The sequence below is a fragment of the Ligilactobacillus saerimneri genome, assembly GCF_036689625.1.
Lineage (GTDB): Bacteria > Bacillota > Bacilli > Lactobacillales > Lactobacillaceae > Ligilactobacillus > Ligilactobacillus saerimneri.
This window is the reverse complement of the sequence record NZ_CP144759.1, coordinates 55397-75068: the sequence shown is the minus strand read 5'-3', so window position 1 is coordinate 75068 and position 19672 is coordinate 55397. Positions and strand designations below refer to the sequence as shown.

19 protein-coding genes are annotated in these 19672 nt (G+C 43.7%); 5 read left to right on the top strand and 14 right to left on the bottom strand.

Annotated features, from left to right (window positions below):
* Positions 1-159: 159 nt before the first annotated feature.
* Both V3C97_RS00345 and V3C97_RS00340 read right to left on the bottom strand, forming a co-directional pair.
* The gene (locus tag V3C97_RS00345; protein ID WP_009553469.1) at positions 160-651 is read right to left on the bottom strand and encodes an ECF transporter S component; all 492 of its coding nucleotides are present in this window, start codon (positions 649-651) and stop codon (positions 160-162) included.
* Positions 652-662: 11 nt separating this feature from the next.
* Entirely contained in the window at positions 663-1508 is an 846-nt protein-coding gene (locus V3C97_RS00340; RefSeq protein ID WP_338434236.1) for a PfkB family carbohydrate kinase, read from the bottom strand.
* Between the two features lie 244 nt (positions 1509-1752).
* Here V3C97_RS00340 and efp point away from each other — a divergent pair, with 244 nt between their 5' ends.
* Positions 1753-2313, top strand: coding sequence for an elongation factor P (gene efp, locus V3C97_RS00335; protein ID WP_338434235.1), 561 nt, complete (start codon positions 1753-1755; stop codon positions 2311-2313).
* A gap of 84 nt (positions 2314-2397) precedes the next feature.
* Here the strand turns inward: efp and V3C97_RS00330 are convergent, their stop codons facing one another.
* Together V3C97_RS00330 and V3C97_RS00325 are read right to left on the bottom strand one after the other, a co-directional pair.
* Complete coding sequence (locus V3C97_RS00330) at positions 2398-3327, bottom strand: DMT family transporter (RefSeq protein WP_283147144.1); 930 nt, start codon at positions 3325-3327, stop codon at positions 2398-2400.
* Between the two features lie 94 nt (positions 3328-3421).
* Entirely contained in the window at positions 3422-4756 is a 1335-nt protein-coding gene (locus V3C97_RS00325) for a replication-associated recombination protein A (protein WP_338434234.1), read from the bottom strand.
* Between the two features lie 121 nt (positions 4757-4877).
* Between V3C97_RS00325 and V3C97_RS00320 the strand changes: the two genes are divergently transcribed.
* A complete protein-coding gene (locus tag V3C97_RS00320; RefSeq protein ID WP_009553478.1) occupies positions 4878-5447 on the top strand; it encodes a 5-formyltetrahydrofolate cyclo-ligase in 570 nt (189 codons plus the stop codon).
* The gene (locus V3C97_RS00315; RefSeq protein WP_338434233.1) at positions 5440-6348 is read left to right on the top strand and encodes an RluA family pseudouridine synthase; all 909 of its coding nucleotides are present in this window, start codon (positions 5440-5442) and stop codon (positions 6346-6348) included. Before V3C97_RS00320 ends, V3C97_RS00315 begins: the two co-directional genes overlap by 8 nt.
* 89 nt (positions 6349-6437) lie before the next feature.
* On the opposite strand, the gene greA is transcribed toward V3C97_RS00315, so the two are convergent.
* Complete coding sequence (gene greA, locus V3C97_RS00310; protein WP_283590238.1) at positions 6438-6917, bottom strand: transcription elongation factor GreA; 480 nt, start codon at positions 6915-6917, stop codon at positions 6438-6440.
* A gap of 89 nt (positions 6918-7006) precedes the next feature.
* Here greA and yaaA point away from each other — a divergent pair, with 89 nt between their 5' ends.
* The gene (yaaA, locus tag V3C97_RS00305) at positions 7007-7759 is read left to right on the top strand and encodes a peroxide stress protein YaaA (RefSeq protein WP_009553483.1); all 753 of its coding nucleotides are present in this window, start codon (positions 7007-7009) and stop codon (positions 7757-7759) included.
* A gap of 40 nt (positions 7760-7799) precedes the next feature.
* Here yaaA and V3C97_RS00300 read toward each other — a convergent pair whose 3' ends face one another.
* Entirely contained in the window at positions 7800-9707 is a 1908-nt protein-coding gene (locus V3C97_RS00300) for a copper-translocating P-type ATPase (RefSeq protein ID WP_283147148.1), read from the bottom strand.
* A gap of 74 nt (positions 9708-9781) precedes the next feature.
* Entirely contained in the window at positions 9782-10156 is a 375-nt protein-coding gene (locus tag V3C97_RS00295) for a cupredoxin domain-containing protein (protein WP_009553487.1), read from the bottom strand.
* Positions 10157-10333: 177 nt separating this feature from the next.
* Here V3C97_RS00295 and V3C97_RS00290 point away from each other — a divergent pair, with 177 nt between their 5' ends.
* Positions 10334-11329 carry a hypothetical protein gene (locus tag V3C97_RS00290; RefSeq protein ID WP_338434232.1) on the top strand — a complete coding sequence of 332 codons (996 nt, stop codon included), beginning with the start codon at positions 10334-10336 and terminating at the stop codon, positions 11327-11329.
* Positions 11330-11411: 82 nt separating this feature from the next.
* Here the strand turns inward: V3C97_RS00290 and rlmH are convergent, their stop codons facing one another.
* From rlmH to yycF, 7 genes are all read right to left on the bottom strand, one after another.
* Positions 11412-11891: a 23S rRNA (pseudouridine(1915)-N(3))-methyltransferase RlmH gene (rlmH, locus tag V3C97_RS00285; RefSeq protein ID WP_338434231.1), complete on the bottom strand. Its 480-nt coding sequence runs from the start codon at positions 11889-11891 to the stop codon at positions 11412-11414.
* A 403-nt stretch (positions 11892-12294) separates the two neighbouring features.
* On the bottom strand, positions 12295-13608 hold the full coding sequence (locus V3C97_RS00280; RefSeq protein WP_009553492.1) for a S1C family serine protease: 1314 nt from the start codon (positions 13606-13608) through the stop codon (positions 12295-12297).
* A gap of 122 nt (positions 13609-13730) precedes the next feature.
* Positions 13731-14555, bottom strand: coding sequence for an MBL fold metallo-hydrolase (locus V3C97_RS00275; protein WP_338434230.1), 825 nt, complete (start codon positions 14553-14555; stop codon positions 13731-13733).
* 161 nt (positions 14556-14716) lie between these two features.
* Positions 14717-15553: a two-component system regulatory protein YycI gene (locus V3C97_RS00270; protein ID WP_027826856.1), complete on the bottom strand. Its 837-nt coding sequence runs from the start codon at positions 15551-15553 to the stop codon at positions 14717-14719.
* Positions 15554-15565: 12 nt separating this feature from the next.
* Positions 15566-16909: a two-component system activity regulator YycH gene (gene yycH / locus V3C97_RS00265; RefSeq protein ID WP_009552733.1), complete on the bottom strand. Its 1344-nt coding sequence runs from the start codon at positions 16907-16909 to the stop codon at positions 15566-15568.
* Positions 16899-18767 carry a cell wall metabolism sensor histidine kinase WalK gene (gene walK / locus V3C97_RS00260; RefSeq protein ID WP_338434229.1) on the bottom strand — a complete coding sequence of 623 codons (1869 nt, stop codon included), beginning with the start codon at positions 18765-18767 and terminating at the stop codon, positions 16899-16901. The genes yycH and walK overlap by 11 nt, the downstream gene beginning before the upstream one ends.
* 43 nt (positions 18768-18810) lie before the next feature.
* Entirely contained in the window at positions 18811-19521 is a 711-nt protein-coding gene (gene yycF, locus V3C97_RS00255; protein WP_027826858.1) for a response regulator YycF, read from the bottom strand.
* Positions 19522-19672: the final 151 nt, after the last annotated feature.

The window sequence follows — 19672 nt, the reverse complement described above, 5'->3', positions numbered from 1 at the left end:
TTGCCGGCTACTTAAATTAGATAAAAAGATTTTATCACAGCATTATGTAGCCGGCAACATATTTATTTACAAAAAAAAGACTGGAAAAACAAAGTTTTTCCAGCCTCCACGCCTGTGAAGATCGCTTTTCCCGTGACCTTCACAAGCAATAATAGCTAATTAATGAATTACTTTCCGTAGTTGTGAATATAATACAATCCCCACCAGCGAACCTACAATTGCTTGGAGGATATTCATTGGGAACCCAATAATCGCTGTTGAAAACTTGAAAAGAAATGTTTCGCAAGCAAGATACCCGCAAGAGACAATGATTGTCGCTAAAACAACTGCTAGTACTAACCGTCCTGGTGTCTTTTCTTTTTCAATTACCTTACCAAAAACCCATCCTTCAAAACCGTGAATGACCAAAGAAAACAACATGTACTGAGGCGCCCCTGCTAATAGATCTAAGAGGAAACCACTTAATGCTCCCACTAGTCCACCATAGTTAGCACCATAAAGAAGGGCAATCAACACAATTCCGGCGTCACAAAGATTCAAAAAGCCCTTAGTCATTGGCACTGGAATCAAAAAGACCCGCGCGATAACAATGTTAAGGGCGGTCATAACACCGACTACCGTAATTTTCTTTACATTTGCAGTTGTATCCATAGTATCTCCCCTTATGCTAAATTTTGTAGAGCTGCAATAATAGCTCCCAACTTTATTCCATAACACCGCTCGTCATTAGCCTTCATAGTCGCAACCAGACCTTCATGTAGTAAGTCTGTTGCTTGGCGAACTGCCGTATTCAAATCCTGTTGTTGGCACAGCAAGATCGTTAGTAACGCGGTGAAGGTATCACCACTCCCATAAAAATGTCCTGGAAGCCGCGGCAAAGTCACCTGTTGCAGCCGTCCCTCAAGTGGGTCAAGCCATGCCACCCCCACCTGGTCACCAAACTCAAGTCCCGTTAGGACCGTCTGTCCTCCAGGAGCCAACAATTGGTTAAACTTAACTAATAAAGCTCGCACTGCTTGCGGATTCGGCGTGAACAAGGGTGTGTTTGTCAAAAGACATGCTTCCGTTAGGTTTGGAGTTGCAAGGGTGGCCCGACGTAAAAGGCGTCGCAAGCCTTCCATATGGGCTAGTCCTTGTAATGGGTATGGCTCCCCATTATCGGCAAAGGCCGGATCAACGAGGACCAAATCCATTGTGGCTGCTTGCTGGTCCAGATAATCTGCAAGCTGGTCTCCCACTGCCTCATTATCATAGTAACCCACAACCGCAGCGGTAAATCGGATCTGCTCCTTAGCCCAATGCTGCAGGGTCTGCTGGGTCCATAGAGTAGTATCTAGAACTGCCGGTGACCCAAAACCTTCACTTTGCGTTGATAAAATTGTAGTCGGCAGGACACCAATACTAAAATCACACGCCTGAAACAGCGTCAGCGCAGTCTGCATTGATAGACTACCCATAGCAGAGAGATCTTGTGCGATCAGGATACGTGGGGGTGCTGATTGTCCCATAAATGACTACTTCCTTTCATGCAACGTTACTCCTTTATCATACCTTATTTACTAGTACTTAGCATTCTAAATTCAAATTTTTCTTTAAAATTGAAGGCGCTTTCCGTTATACTTAAAGATGAATTATTTTAAGTAGAGTGAGATATACTATGACATTAAAAGGCTTTGCACTAGCTCAGGCTCCACCACCCAAGAAGGAAATACCCTAATCCGTTAATTTTTACTAAACTAAGGAGCGATTTTTATGGCAGTAGAAGCAATTAATCTTAAAAAAGGTATGATTTTTGAACAAAGCGGTAAATTAATCAAGGTTTTGGAGTCAAATCACCATAAACCCGGCAAGGGCAACACCGTCATGCAAATGAAACTGACCGATGTGCGGACGGGTGCAATCGTGCAAACAACGATGCGTCCCTCCGAAAAAGTTGATCTGGTAATGGTCGATAAAAAAACTGCCCAATATCTCTACGGTGAAGGCGAATTGGAAATTTTCATGGATATGGAAACCTACGAACAATATGAGTTAACCAAAGAACAACTTAGCAGCGAAGAGCCATATTTAATGCCTAATATGGAAGTCCAACTCGACTTTGCCAATGGCGAACTAATCGGAATCGAACTGCCCACAACTGTTACCATGAAAGTAACTGAGACTGCGCCCAACATTAAGGGAGCTACTGCTGCTAGTGGTGGCAAACCTGCAACTATGGAAACTGGCTTGGTAGTAACTGTTCCCGACTTTATTGCAACCGGTGATGTCCTAGTAATTAACACTGTTACTGGGGAATACAAGTCCCGCGCATAACATTTAGCACCAATAAAAAACCACGCCTCTGAATGGTAGACCGCTACTACGCGTTCCTACATTCAGTGCGTGGTTTTTATTTGCTTATTCAAAACGTTGTGTATCTTGTTCAACTTGGCGCCGGCCACGTTGCAATACATAGATCCCTACGATAACCAAGATCGACCCGATGATTTCAGCCCAGGTTAAATGTAAACTAAAGAAGATTACACTCAAGACTAAGGTTGCTAATGGCTGAACTGCATCCATAATGCTAACCACATCTGCTGGCGCAAAGTGCAAGCTATATAGCAATGTCCCGAACGGTAAAATTGTCCCTAACAGGATTACCGCACCAATTGCTAAAACTAACTTCATGTTCAATGCCGGAGCTCCCACCCATAATGGGCGTTGAATATTGAAGAAAACACCAGCAATCAAAGTTCCCCAACCAAGCACCACGAATGGTGGATGTTCTGCTACTACCGGGCGCGGTAGGACCACATAAAAAGCCGCTGTAATCCCAGATCCCAGTCCCCAGAGGAAGGCTGACATTGGAATCGAAAGCTGGGAGATGTCTCCCCGCGTAATTGACAGGAAAATCCCCACTAAGGCAATAACGAAAGCAATAAGGTCTGAGCGTAATGGCCACTGGCGCTCTAAAACGACTGTCCCTAAAACAATAAATAGTGGGCTCAGATACTGGAGGATAGTTGCCATCGCCGAATTCCCTAGCTGTACAGAATGGTAGAAAGTCAGTAAATTCAAAGCTAACCCAAAGATCCCATATGCAAATAAATAGAATGCTTGACGGCGATCCTTAAAAACTGTAAAGATTTTCGTTCCATATACAAAGAAAGATATGGTCAGAATAATCACTCCGGAAATCAACGTCCGAACAGATAGGAACCACGCTGCCGGAATATGTGCGGTCTGCGAAATGAATTGTAAAATCGTCCCTGAGATCCCCCACATCACTGAAGCCAAGGCAGCCAGGATGATCCCCTTAACAACATGTTGTGATTGCTTTTGCATTATTTTTTCTCCTCAATTTATGAAATACTATTCCCCATTATAAGGGAAAAAGCATTTAAACAATGATTAAAATCCTGGTGTTTAAATTAAACTTTCATGAGGAATGATGATCATGCTGGGCGTGCCACTGCTGGATCTCTTCGAGGCGCGCTTTAAACCGCCCTTCATGTCCCTCTGTTGTCGGGTAATAGTAGCGGTGCCCTTGCAGGTTGTTAGGCATTGTCTTCATAGTAGTCAATTTGGCTGCCGTAGCGTGTGCATATTGATAACCTTGGCCATACTCCAGTTCCTGCATCAACTTTGTCGGAGCGTTCCGAATCTGCAGCGGAACCGGCTCATTAATAGTCGCTTGGACATCATGACGCACTCGTTGCCGTGCTGCATAGACGGCGTTGGATTTAGGAGCTAAAGCCAGGTAAATCACTGCTTCTGTCAAATGAACATCACATTCCGGCATTCCAATAAACTGACAAGCCTGGAAAACATCTACCGCTACCCGCAAGGCATTGGTATCCGCCAAGCCAACGTCCTCACTGGCAAAACGGACTAAACGCCGGGCAATATACAATGGATCTTCGCCCCCGGCCAACATCCGGGATAACCAATAAATGGCTGCATCCACATCACTATTACGTAACGCTTTGTGGAGGGCAGAGATGATATTATAGTGTTCTTCGCCATTTTTATCATAAAGAACCATTTTCTGCCCCGTTAACTGCTGTAATTGGGTCGGGGTAACTGTTACCTTATTTTCCGTTCGGTGATCACTATTGAGCACTGCCATTTCCAAAATATTGAGCGCAGTCCGCGCATCCCCGTTAGCAAACGTTGCAAGCATCACTTGGGCTTCGTGTCCTAACTCAACTGTCATTCCAGGGAAAGCCCGCTCATCCTGCACTACTCTTTGTAATAATGTTATGATGTCATCCGTTGTTAATGGTTTTAAGACAAAGACTTTGCACCGCGATAAAAGTGCGGAGTTTAGTTCAAATGACGGATTCTCTGTTGTGGCAGCGATCAAAGTGATACTTCCCCGTTCAACATAGGGGAGAAAAGCATCCTGTTGTGCCTTATTGAACCGATGAATTTCATCAATAAATACAATGGTTTGTTGACCATAATCACTATTGGCTTCGGCTTTTTTCATCACTTCCCGAATCGTTTTGATACTGCTATCAACTGCACTAAAACTGATAAATTCTGCTTTGGTTTGGGCTGCAATAATGCGTGCAAGAGTTGTTTTTCCTACCCCTGGTGGTCCCCACAAGATCAACGAGGATACTTGGTCATGGGTGATAAGTTCACGCAAAATGCGCCCAGGGCCAAGTAGGTGTTTTTGTCCAATCACTTCAGCTAGGGTTCGGGGCCGAACCCGACTAGCCAGTGGTTCTTGGCGATTATTAGCAGCAAATAATGACTCTTGATGCATTGTATCTTCCTCCTTAAACCAAACATATGTTTTATTCAATTATAAACCTCCCCGGACATTTTTTGAACACTAGCTAAAATATGCTATCCTGTTAAGTGGAATTTAACAAGGATGTGACCACATGATAAATAAAAAAACCTGGCGCCAGGCCCAAATTCAGCGCCTCCATACCCACCAGGAAGAAATTGACCAGGCGGCCGCCCCGTTAATTACACAACTGATAACCAGTCCGTTTTGGGCACAGGCCCAAACCATTGCTACTACTGTTAGTGGTTTTGGTGAAGTCCCCACGGAACGATTGATTAATTTAGCACGCACAAGTGGTAAAACAGTTGTTATCCCTAGGACCATGCCCCAACGACAAATGGTTTTCTTGCCTGATCCTGGTCCCGAACACCGCATTATCAGCGAATTTGGAATTCCCGAACCAGCTTTTGACCCAGCAGCAGTAGTAGACAAGGCTAACATCGACCTAATCATTGTTCCGGGGATCGCTTTTTCTCAAGACCACGGTTGGCGTCTGGGTTTTGGTGGTGGCTACTATGACCGCTATCTGAGCGATTATTCGGGAACAACTTGTGCATTGGTTCCTGACGCAATGCTCTTTGCCTCTCCAGAATGGACAGTTGAAGCTTTTGATATCCCCATCGACCACCTCATAACAACCAAAGGATTGATGTCTTTTGAATAAAGAATGGCAGATCACAGAAACACTTGCCCCAACTCAGACCCCTTGCTCTGTACGCACTTTATTGGAAAAACAATGGTTACTTCCCCGACGATTCACACATTTTTTAAGAATTAATAAGAATGTCATTATTAACGGGCACTACCGTAATATGAACGACTTGGTATCGCCACATGACCAAGTCACATTAACCTTCACTGGGGCCGAATTTCGTACAGCTGTATCCAGTTATCGTCCCAGTCCGCAAGCTCATATCGATGTTCTTTACGAAAATCGTGACTTGCTAGTCATCAATAAACCAGCAGGGAAAAAGTCACACCCTAATTATCCTGGCGAAATGGGAACGGTCCTTAATGACGTTGCTACATATCTCCAGCCACAAGGTCTAGCCCCATATATTGTGCACCGATTAGACCAACAAACTAGCGGGGCCTTAATTGTAGCCAAAAATCCAATTGTCGTTCCGATTCTTGACCGCCTGATCAGCATGGGGGCGATTCACCGCGAGTATTTGGCCCTGGCGACAGGGCAGATCACACCCGCTACCGGAAAATGGACTTGGTCGATCGGCCGAGACCCGGATGACCGACGCAAGCGCGCAGCTGCTGGTCCCAAGGCGCAACATGCCCAGACCAATTACCAAGTATTGGGGACGACTGCTACTACTTCTCTTGTCAAATTAACTTTGGCAACCGGACGGACCCACCAAATCCGGGTTCATTTAGCACACAGTGGTCACCCCATTGTTAACGATCCCCTGTACAACCCTCTGCCTGCCACAGGCCCCATGTTCCTGCATGGGAAATGGTTACGGTTAAGCCTGCCTTTTTCCGGAGAGAAATTAACTTTAACTGCTCCTGAACCAGCTTTTTTCTCTGCGCATATCCATGACATCATCTCATAATAAAAAATGGAGAATGACCTGTTTCTTGAAAGCAATAGTCTGTCTACTGCCCATCAAGAAACGATACATTCTCCATTTTTTAGTAATAACTAAACTGTAATTTTTATAATTGTTACCTGGTAGGTCGTTGCTGGGGCTTCAACCGTTACCGTCGTTCCTACCTTTTTTTCCATTAAGGCCGCACCAAGGGGCGAAGCAAATGATATCAGTTGGGCATCAACATCAACTTCTTGCTTACCTACGATTCGAAAGGTTTCTTCTGCCCCGTCATCAAAGCGCAAAGTGACATAGGTTCCCAATTCAACCTTTCCATTATCTTGTGGTGTGATCACGTCGGCATACCGCAGTTGCTTATGTAAAAACCGTAACCGACTTTCCAAGTGGCGCAGATCACGCTTAGCGGCCGAATAATCCGCATTTTCTGAGAGGTCCCCTAATGCGCGTGCTTTTTGCAATGCCTTGATCTTAGCCGGTCGATCAGCATCTAGCTGAGCTATTTCTGCGGTAATTTTTTGATATCCACTCGGAGTCATCTTCTGCAGATAAAAATCTTGACGGTCTTTATTCATGATCATAAAACCCCTTTGCTTAACTTCACAACTTATCTTACCCCAAATTAACCCTCCTAGGCTACAATAGTTATCAGGAGGCGACCGTTATGCAAATTATTATTTCACCCGCACGGAAGATGCGTGTTGATACTGATTCATTACCTTACCGCACCTTACCCCAGTTCATTGACCAAGCAGCAGTCATCCTTGACTACCTCAAAGCGCGTTCCCCAGCCGAGCTTCATGAACTTTGGCAATGTAGTGAACGTCTAGTGATGGCTAACTACCACCGGATTCACCAGGTTGATCTTCACCACAATCTCACTCCTGCCTTGTTAGCCTTTGTTGGACTCCAATATCAAGCCATGGGGGCGGATGTTTTTTCAGATGCCGAATGGGAATACGTCCACCGTCATCTCCGGATTCTCTCTGGTTTTTACGGTATTCTTCGTCCCGGGGACGGAATCGTTCCTTACCGGTTAGGAATGAATGAACCAGCCCAGGTAGCGGGAACAGCGAACCTCTATCATTATTGGGGTGATCGGTTAGCCCAGACCTTATTTGCTGAAGACAATCTCGTTCTCAACCTGGCTTCCAAAGAATACGCCCAGGCTATTATTCCTTATCTTACTCCCACCCAACAGTTTGTCACCTGTATCTTTGGCGAACTTCACAATGGTAAGGTTAAGCAAAAAGCAACCCGAGCTAAACAGGCCCGAGGCAATATGGTGGCCTATTTGGCAGCCCATAATATTGATGATTTAGCGGGCGTTAAACGATTCAATATCAACTACCACTATGACTCTAAGCGCTCAACTCCCCAGCAGTTAGTTTTCCTCGCCAATGAAAATAACCACTAGTTGCCAGTATTTTATACCGCTACACTAGTGGTTAATTTTTTCACTCTGTTAATTTAATTTTAGTTTTATTCAATAGGAGTGACGAAGTTACAACGGACACAGAACTAAATGCCATTGCTAACCCCGCCAATTCCGGACTAAGGGTCATACCCCAACGGGCAAACAAACCCGCAGCAATCGGGATCCCAATCAGATTGTAAATTAATGCCCAAAACAGGTTCAATTTAATCCGACTAAACGTCTTACGGCTAATGGCTAGGGCTTTGACCACACCGTATAGATCATTGTGCACCAGTACAACATCTCCGGATTCAATGGCAATATCGGTCCCTGACCCCATAGCAATGCCCACATCTGCCATCGTTAACGCCGGTGCGTCATTGATCCCATCACCAACGAAAGCTACTACTCCCTGGTGGCGCAAAGCGGCTATTTGGTTAGCTTTTTCATTGGGCGATACTTCGGCTAAAACTTCATCAATGCCCACTTGCTGTGCAATTGCCTGTGCTACGCGGTGACTATCACCCGTCAACATTACCGTTTGCATCCCTTGCTTTTTCAAAGCAGCAATCGCAGCTTGGGCTTGTGGTTGTGGCGTATCTTGGATTGCAATCAAACCGATGACCTGACCAGCATAACCAACAATCGCTACCGTTTTAGCTTGTGCTTGCAATTTTCGTAGTTGATCTTGAAATGAAGACTTCATGGCTAGATTCTTAGTCAACTTGGCATTTCCAATCAGGGCGGGTTTTCCATTCAGTCGGGCCATAACCCCTTGACCACTATGCGCCATAAAGTCTGTTACCGCCTGTACTGCTACATGGTCTGCTTGTGCCCGCTCCATGATCGCACTTGCTAGCGGGTGTTCTGAATCTTTTTCCAAACTAGCAGCTACTTGAAGGACCTGTTGGGGATCGTCACCGATAATATCAGTTACAACTGGTTGCCCGGTTGTAATTGTTCCCGTCTTATCAAAAACCACCGTTGTAACAGTCGTCATTTTTTGCAAGACTTCCCCATTTTTCAAAAGCACCCCTAATTTAGCTGCCCGATTGGTTCCAACCATTAAAGCTGTTGGGGTTGCCAATCCCAAAGCGCAGGGACAAGCGATCACTATTACCGCAATTGCGTAAAGTAAGGCTTGAATTGCCGTCACACCCAAAACGACATCCCATATAACAAAAACAATAATAGCCGCAATCAGCACTGCTGGCACAAAAATACTAGCAATTTTATCAGTTAATTTTTGAATCGGGGCATGACTTGTCTGAGCTTTTTTAACCATCGCTACGATCTGTGCTAACACTGTTTCGTCTCCTGTTTTAGTTACCCGAACAGTAATACTCCCGTTGCCGTTGATCGTAGTTCCGATCACTGAGTCGCCGACCTGCTTGGTAATTGGCATGCTTTCACCAGTGACCATTGCTTCATTAACCGTTGTTGTCCCAGCAGTGATCACCCCATCAGTGGGAATCTTCGCCCCTGGTTTTACCTGGACGAGGTCGCCCGTTTTCACCTGGTCTAATGGGAGTAAAACCTCCTTGTCATCACGTAAAACCACAGCATCCTTGACCTGAAGGGACAGTAACTTTTGGAGGGAAGCTGATGCACGCTGATGCATCTTCTCTTCCATCATGTCACCTAGTAAGACAAACACTGCAATAAAAGCGGCACTTTCAAAGTAAACAGGTAATCCCACAAAAAATGCAAATACACTGTAAAAATAAGCGATTCCAGTTCCTAAAGCAACTAGTGTATTCATATTAGCATTATGCTGTTTAAATGCTGCCCAAGCACTCTCCCAGTAAGGCCAAGCTGCTACTAACATCACAACAGTCGTTGTCACCAAAGCTATTAATCTACTTCCTGGTAACATGATATGCCATGGCATCAACAGCATTTCGCCGGCCAAAGGTAAAGTAAACACCACAGCAATTCCAAATCGCATAGTACTTGATAGTTGTTTCAATATTAGCTCACCACCCAGTTTTAATTATTAAGCACGGTTAGCACTGGTAGTGTTTATTTAACAACTACCTTGCCGTGAAACATATCCATTCCACAAGCAAAATCGTATTCTCCTGCCTGGTCTGTTGGAATTTGAATAGGGGTGATCTTTTGTTCCCGCAAATCTTTATCCACTCCCAATTGACTAAAAACAACCCGTGACAAGCATGCCGTTCCATCTTCCATTGCAAAATTGATTGTTGCTGGAATGCCCTTCTTCAGAACCACCGTTGCCGGGGAGTAGCCCCCCTTAACAACGACTGTTGCTTGCTGATGATCAGCTTGAACAGTAGCCTGCGTCTTCTCGGATTCATGTTTACCAAAGAACCACCAAATAATTCCTGCTATTAAAAGTATTGCTCCAATAAGCGTAATGATTTGTTCCATCATGCCACATCCCTCACTTCGTTTACAATTGTAATCTTTGACGTAAGCATATTATGCCATGTCCCCTACCACCTGTCAAATCATTAAACTTTTCTTTAAGGTTAGTAAATTTTTTAACTTGTCTATTTACCAAATGGTACAGTTAATTCAAAGTTTTGCGAAAGAAGGTGGCACCATCCTATGACTTACGCACGCAATGCTGTTCAGCTCGAACCAGTTCATAATATGCGCTGGGTTCTCAAGCAACTATGCAGGTGGGAAAACATTCCCCTCTACCTAGTTTTATTAGTGACCCGCCTATGGTTTGTTTGGGATAAAAATCGTGAAGTTCATCTCCATCCCACTTCGGCTCCTGCCTTTAAGGCAATGGAACTGAATTTTGATCTTCATCAACTAAGTCTCTTCCTAAGTGGGTGTTTAGTTGGGGGACTTTTGACAACCTTTACTTTAAAGCAACTTGATGCCCGTTCTAATGTTCAACCCCGCCATAAAGCACTAGCAGTTATCATCTGCTCATTATTAGTAGTGATGCTTCTTCCCAGTATCCCTGCTTTTTCCGTCTTAGCAATCGTGGTGGCTCTATTAGGTCGCATTCGTAATTATTTTCGTTACCACGATGACCCATCCGTGGAATCTCAGGAAGTGTACGACCCCCATCACCACCGTACCCGATTAGGACGCGACTTTGGGATGCTTTCATGGCAAGATATTGTTTTTCAAGTCGAATCTTTACTGTTGGGTGTGACTGGCTGGCAGTTTTTTGCCAAAACTCTGCCTACTATTATCAACCGGTTCTTTGTTTGGCATGCTGGCCAACCACCAGTAGATATGAAACCGACTACGATCTACTTTAATCTAGCTCTAGCAACCATCGGCCTGGTGATTGTCGTGATCAACGTCCTATGGTACCTCCTCAATCCTTGGCGGTATACTTTTTTTGACGTCTTTTTAGGATATAATCCTGACCTGAATTATGTTGTGCGCATTATTAACGGACGCCGGCAACCGGTCAAACTTTTTACTCTCCGTACAATGCAAGAAAATCCTACCATCCCCTTAGAGGAACGTGACTTTTCCTTTGCCAGCTTACTACGCTATATTGCTCTAGTGTTCAAAGTAATCATCATCTGGTGGTTGACTTTCATTATGGTTCCGCTCCGCCATTTTAAAAAATAGTCAGAGTTAGTTTTCGCTTCCCAGTAAAAATAAGGCGAGAAAGAATGATTTACGATTCTTTCTCGCCTTATTTTTATTGGACTTATTTATGGTAGGGCAATCCCTTGATGATTGTCCACGCCCGGTAGATCTGTTCTGTTAAAACTAACCGCATTAACTGATGCGGAAGGGTAAAACGTCCAAATGATATTTGCGTATCTGCCCGCCGTAATACTGCTGGGCTCAATCCTAATGACCCCCCAATCACAAAAGTAATGTCACTCTTGCCATAAGTCATTAACTGCTGAATCTCTTGGGCAAATTTTTCGGATGTGCGCTCCTGACCTTCAATTGCTAATGCGAACACATACTCTTTATCTTTGATTTTTTGAAGAATCCGTTCGCCTTCAATCTCTTTGACTGCCGTCATCTGTGCCGGACTAAGACTCTCCGGGGCCTTTTCGTCAGGGACTTCTACAATCTGAAACTTGCAGTAACGCTGCAAACGTTTCTGGTATTCAGCAATTCCTAATTTGAAGTATTTTTCTTTTAACTTCCCCACACAAATAATTTTTATGTTCATAACTTTCCACCTTTACACAAGTTATCCCCAAAGTTATCCACATATCCACATTCAAGAATCAATATATTGTAGCGAACATTTTTTCGCCCCAAGATATATTTTAACGATCTCAACTGGTTTTACCCAGTTTTCCACCGCTAATACCCTTTCTTGCAATCAGGAAAAAACCGCTATTTATCAGCATTTACAGCCTAATTACTTTTGCAATTTCACAACTTATCCACCGTTGTGCACAATTTCTGTGGATAACTAAAATAGGTCTTTAATAGCCTTATTTTAACAACTTTTCCCTTTTTCAACAAACGGCCCCAACTTTTTCCCCAATTTATCCACAAAAAAACCTCTCACTCACGTAATACGCAAGTGAAAGGTTAACTTTTCCACAAAAGTAGTTAATTATTAATTATTCCCCACTATTTGAGGCTGTCGATGTGTTGGCATCTGTCGCTTCTAATGTCAGTTTTACCGTTGTCTTCTTGAGACTACCATCATGGTAATAACCGATTTCTACCGAGCTACCGACTGCATGCTTGTACAATTCTTGACGCAGACTAGCTACACTAGTAATCTTCTTACCATCCAATGATACGATCGTATCGTATTTAGAAATTCCTGAACCTTGTAGTGGTGACTTATCACCAATCTTCATCACAACAATCCCTTGAGTCACACTGCTTGGCAACTTCAAGATCTTGCTTTGGTCAGATGAGGAAACATAACTCAAGTCAACCAAAGTAATTCCGAGTGCTGGACGTTTGATCTTCCCGTTCTTAACCAGTTCATTAATCACGTTGACTACTTCATTACTTGGAATGGCAAATCCCATCCCTTCGATGGTTGTCCCTGATTCAGATGACGATGAAGACCCAGTATTAGAAAGCTTCATTGAGTTGATCCCGATTACCTGGCCGGCTAAGTTAACCAACGGACCACCTGAATTCCCCGGATTGATCGCAGCATCTGTTTGAATAACTGTTGCCTGTCCCGTGGAAACACCTGAACTATTGGTTACATCCAGTGTCCGTTTTTTAGCCGAAATAACCCCCTGGGTTAAAGAGGTCGCATAGTCGGACCCCATCGGTGACCCAATAGCCAGTGCCGTTTCCCCAACACTAATATCATCTGAATTTCCAAACGAAGCAACTTTAGTTACATCTTTAGCGTTGATTTTAAGCACCGCCAAGTCAGTGATCGCATCATGGCCGACTAGGGTAGCACTAGCTTTTTTCCCGCTATTCAAAATAATTTCGATCTTATTAGCACCTGAGATCACGTGATTGTTAGTCACGATGAAGGCGGTATTCCCACTCTTCTTATAAATAACCCCAGACCCTTCACTTTCTGAAGTAGTGCTACTCTTGCGCCCGGAATTTCCTCCTAAAATCTCTGACAAGCCTGAGTCAGAATCAGATGAGGAGTAGGCCTCTACGGAAACAACCGCATCCTTTACGTTGTTAAAGGCTTTGGTTGTAGCACTGCTAACGTTGACCTTGACATTGCTTGTTTTGGTAGTTCCTTTTGAATTATCAGTTGTAACAACACTGTCGGCATGATTTTGGTAAAGTGTGTAACCACCCACAGCTACACCCCCACCTAGTAAACCAGCAACTAGTCCCACTACAGCTACCTTAGTCAAACCATTCTTTTTGACCTTCGTGGTTTGTTCATCGTTTGGTACTGGACCATTTGTTTTATTTGGTGTTGGTTGTTCGTCCATCCATCTCAGTCCTTTCGTTTCCGCTTTATTAACTTTTATTTTAAGCAAAATCGTCGTCAGCTGCTACTTTTACTGCAACTCTTAAAATTTATCTTAACTTTTATTCACAAAAAGGTCATTTTTCACAAAATTGTCAATTCTGTCGCCTTATCTGGTTCAGTATCATACAGCTGAAAATCATGATCAACTGCATAATCGTGTGCTAACAATAGATCGTGAACTGTCCCGTGTGCCAGTTCCCGTAAGTTGTTGTGCTGGCTCCGGTGGCCAAGATATATCCGCTTGGTACGATCCCCCAGCACCTGCATTAATGCATCGGCCCCTTCTGCGTTAGATAAGTGTCCCGTATCACCAATAATTCGCTGTTTCAATGACCATGGGTAAGGTCCCATCCGTAACATCTCTGGATCATGGTTGCATTCTACTAAGTATGCATCTGCATTTTGAATTGTTCCTGCGACATAGTCAGAAACATAGCCTGTATCTGTCAAAACTACGAGTGAACGATCGTTGTGATGTAAAGCATAAAATTGGGGATCAGCAGCATCGTGCGAGACACCAAAACTCTCTACATCGAGGTCTCCGAGAGATAAGGTTTCATCCGTTGCAAAGATATGTTTTTGTGCAACCGGAATCTCACCCACCTTATGTGCCATTGCTGCCCATGTTTTGGCATTAGCATACACGTCCATTCCGTACCGACGCGCAAGTACGCCTACCCCCTTACAGTGGTCACTATGTTCATGACTAACAAAGATGCTATCTACATCTTTGAGTGTCCGCCCAATCGAATTCATCAGTCGTTCAATTCGAACTCCTGAAAGTCCGGCATCAACCAATACCTTGTGCTGGGGCGTTTCAATATAAGTCACATTACCTGTACTCCCACTGGCTAAAATGCTGATCTTCATGGCGTCAGCTGCAGATTGTCTCTTTTCTTCTGCCATTCCCAAGTCTCCTCTTTAATTCTACTAAGTTCTATCATAGCAAGTTCATATTATCGGGGCAAACAGTAACTTTACCTCCCCATAATCTACGGCAAAAAGAAAGACTGGTAAGAAAGCAAAGCTCCTGCCAGTCTTATTTAGTCATATGGTAGCTACCACTGTTAGTTTTCGGTGTCATCAACCGTAATATTGTTGTCGTCACCATTGAAGATCGCACCAGTAAAGGCATTAACCCGCCGATACTGGACAACCCCAGAAACGTTATTCTTAACTGCAAAAGTCCAGGTTGGGATATAAATCCGGTTACCATTGGCCTTCAATAAGCGCGAATAGCCCAACTGGCTCCAAAGGACAGTGGAATCACTCGTGATCTTTTTATACTGGTATAACCAGATTAACGCCCGCTCTTGGCTTAAAGTCACCTGTTCTTCTCGCAAAGTATTATATTTAGCAATATATCCTTGGCTGTACGAATCCACATAGCCATCATGAATGTTGAAGCGGATCTGGCCACCCTTGAACAGGACTGGACGATCATAGAATTTCTGCGTATACACCATCACATCCTTGGAGGATAAGTGGGCATTGTATGCGTATTTATCACCATGCAGAATCATACTGCTATCAGCCAATAAACTAGCTAATTTTTTGCGAGCGGCTTGCTGTGTTTGCCCCACCTTAATTGGGGTTGTGAACGTTGCCTGGAGAATATTATCCTCAAAACTTGTCGTCTGATTATGCAACTTATCTGTTTCATGCCGCAAGCTATTATCAACTGGTGCAGATACATAGTAGCCCTTACTATGCTCGTCTGACACATGCCCATACTGGATCCGGTCGCTTTTAATATTGCGTAATATCGCCGTGGTGGTATTGGCATCACTCTTATCTGTCATCAGGGTAATGGCGTCACTTTGTCGCAGGTAAGTCGTTAATAAGAAAAGGTCCAGGAAAATAAAAGCTATCACAAAAATCCACTGTATCTTTCTAAAGTTCACTCTTATTCCCCCTTACTCATTATCCTGCTTGATGTTGGTGATCAACTGGCAGTCAAGCCAATTCCCTTCGTATTTAATAAAGTAGGTTGGCTGCATATCGATTACCATCTTGGAGCCATCATTTTGGGCCCAAGTATAACCCAAGCGAATAGCACTGATATTATTTTCTGTATACCCATTGGTTGCTAATTTTTGCATTAACTGCCGCGTCGAGATCAAAGTCGTTGTTTTGGGTTGGGCTGGTAGGGGCGCTTGGAAAGTATATAGTGAGAAGGTTAAATTAATTCCGTTATTATCCAACTGCTGCATCTTATATGCACCATACAGTTCTTCTGAGATCAGCGGTAAGCTGTTGATATAGGTTCGATAAATAGCCGTATGGGTCCGCGTATCATACTCATCATACCGTACATCATTAAGCACCATTCTCAAGGCGTTTAACCGCGTCAAATTATTGGTCATAGTCTTAACGAAACTCATGGTTGGTTGTTTGCGTCCCGTCGTACTTGTCGTAGTCCCATAATTAGTGTATGCCACTGTTTGATGGCGGGCATCAACTACCATTCGTTGATTGTCCCCATCATAATATACCGTTTGCTCTTTTTCTTCTTTGGTATTAATTTTGTTACTGCTACTGCTTCCCAGAAGGCGCGTAACAAAAATCCCGGAATTTTCTGTCCCAACAAGGTAACTATAATTAGCTACTTCAACTGGCTTAGGATAGGTCAGCGAATAATTATGGTGAACCTCAGTCCATTCTGCTAAGTTCCGCTCAACCTGCTTATCTTTGAGCAATGCACGAAAGTTCGCCACCTTATATTTAGCCAGGTTGAGTCGGTACACTGTATGGGTTTGATCATCTAAAAGATACACATGCTCAGCTTGGTTGAGTTCAACGACTACTCGCCGAAAGCGCTGGTTCTTAGCCCCTGCTCTAATCGGTTTTTTGAGGGTCTTTTCGAATAAAGGAACATTGATCCGCGCAGCATAGTTCAAAATTAACGCATTTTTTGTGTGTAGCTTTTGCCTATAAGCTGTTTCACTTGTCGTTTCTTTTTTCAAACGCCGCGGGGACCATTGTTGCAACTGTGTGGTCACCTTACCTAAAAGATCAATATTAGCACTGGTCAACTGGTATAGTTGCCCTTCGTTGTTGCTATACACCAAACTATTGGGCGCATAAATATCGCTTATACTAGTCCCGATAGTCCCGGCAACATCGGTTCTTTCATGCGTTGTTGTTGTCTGGTCACGTTGGTTGAGGGCCGGGTTGATCCAAATCATATAGGTCAAAACCACACTGATCACGACCAGTAAGGACAGTGAAACATGTAGTATGTAATCTCTAATCTTCATCCCATAGATCCCCCTCATCATAATCAATGTATGGCAAGGAAATATAGAAGGTCGAACCCTTACCGAGCTTAGATTCAACCCAAATCTTCCCGTGTAACATTTCAATAACTTCTTTAGAAATAGCCAATCCCAAACCAGTTCCACCTTGAGCACGGGACCGTGCCTTATCCACCCTGAAGAAACGATCAAAGATATGATCAATATCCTTTTGCGGGATCCCCAAGCCTTGATCCGTAATGCTCAAGATCACGTTCGTCCCAGTTTCCTGGATGCGACAAGTAATCACCCCACCATCAGGTGAATACTTAATGGCATTATTCATAATATTATCGATTACTTGGATGAAACGATCAGTATCAATTTCGACCCACACGGTGCGCTTAGTAAACTCACGCTTAATCGTGTAATTTTTGGTCTTCGTCTGCCGCGTATCATTGTTATCCTTTTCGATCATCATATCAAAGCGGTTGAGGATGTACGCAAACAGTTCGTTAAGGTTAACTGTTTCTAGATCAAGCTTAGCTGTCCCCGAGTCCATCCGTGACAAGTTAAGCAGGTCGTTAATTAGCCGAATCATGCGGTCAGCTTCTTCTTGGGTCACTTGGAGAAACTGCGGTGCAATCTCGGGATCCTGCCACGCTCCATCATTGAGGGCTTCCAAGTAACTCTTCATACTGGTCAATGGTGTTCGTAATTCATGGGAAACATTGGATACGAACTGCCGCCGTTCACTTTCGATCTTTTCTTGTTCAGTCACATCGTGTAACACACAAACTAAGCCGGAAATAAAACCTGATTCCCGTTGAATCAATGAAAAATAAGCATTGAGCACTTGTCGGTTACCTTCCTTATCAGAAGTGACGAGCTGAATCTCATCTTCAATCGCCAACAGGTCCCGTAAAGTGTACTGATTGCGAATGTCTAGTACATCCAAGATTGACTTTCCCATCATCTCGTCTGCATTAACTGCCATCAAGCGTGCTGCCATTTCGTTCAAAGTGATAACATTTCCCCGACGGTCAGTCGCAATCACCCCATCTGACATATGAGTTAAAACAGAATACAGCCGCCGTCGTTCAGACTCGGTTGATTCTTGGGCTTCTTCCACCCGGTCTGATAAGTTGTTAACTGCCATCGCCAATTGTCCCAACTCATCATTACCATAGACGTGAACTGAGCCAGAATAATCGCCGCGGGCAATGCGCGTCGTTTGGCGCTTCATTTCGTCGATCGGAGTTGTAATTGCAGCCGAAACTAAAATTGCTAACAAAAGTCCAATTCCCGTTGCAATGATCGCCGCGGTTGCAAAGATAACTGTAACACTGTTGATCGAATCATAGACACTATTTAGGTTAGCCCGCAAATAGACCGCACCGACAACAGTGTTGGTATTGCCCTTAGAGCTAAATAAAGGTGTAACTGTAATGTAATAACGTTTATCACTGTTCTTGTTATAAGTGGTTTTAGCAGTTGCACGTCCATTATAAATAGTATTAATTACATCTTCGTCAGTTGTCTTTTGTCCAACCATGTTACTATTAACGGCACTATCTCCTCGGATCGTGGCCTTAGCATCCACCACTTGGATCTCAGAGACATTGGAATTATTGATATCTTCCAAGATGCCCTTAATCTTACGATTTGCAGTCTGCGTATTATTATTTTCCAAACTGTCCACTAATGAATTTTCAACATAAGTTGACAATTCTACTTGCTGCTTAAAGGAGCGGAGATTGTCATTTTTTAATTGTTGTACAAAATAAGCCCCGACGATTTGAAGTGTTATGAGTAGTAACAATGCAAATACCAGGGCTATTTTAAAGCGGATAGATTGGAAGAAGCCAAGTTTCTTGTTCATAATGAAGGCTCCTCTTCCTCCCCTATTCCTTATTCAAATGTGCTTATTCTACTTCTGGGTTCCGCAGATAGTACCCGACCCCACGACGGGTAACTAGCCACGTAGGCCGACTAGGATTGTCTTCGATCTTTTCCCGTAAGCGCCGCACTGTTACGTCAACTGTCCGAACATCGCCAAAGTAATCATACCCCCAAACAGTTTGTAACAAGTGTTCCCGTGTCATCACTTGACCTAAGTGTTTGGCCAAATAATGCAATAATTCAAATTCACGGTGGGTCAACTCAATTTTTTCTCCATACTTGGAAACCATATAAGCATCAGGATGAATCGTCAACTCACCCACAGTAATGTCTGTGTCCGACTCCTCTTCCTCTTTTTGCTTCGCTTCAACCGTTGACTGCCGCCGCAAGTTAGCTTTGACCCGAGCCACCAATTCTCGATTCGAAAATGGTTTTGTCACATAGTCATCTGCCCCAAGCTCCAATCCCAAAACCTTATCAATTTCAGAATCTTTAGCGGTAACCATGATAATTGGCATATCATGCGTTTTGCGAACTTGTCGTGCGACTTCTAATCCATCTACTTTTGGCAACATCAAATCTAGCAAGATCAAATCAGGATCGACTTCTTCGACCTTCGCTAACGCTTCTTCACCATCAAAGGCGGTGTGAACTTCATACCCTTCTTTAGTTAGGTTGAACTTAACAATATCAGAGATGGGTTTTTCATCATCAACAACTAAGATTTTTTTCATCAGAATTCCCCCCTTGTCAAGGTTCTGCATTCTTTATCTTAATGGCGCTCTTCAATGCTCACGATCGATGTTTTTTACACCATTCTGTAATATTATAAACCATTATTGTTCTTTTACCAAATTTCCCCCTACATCAAGCCCAATATCATAG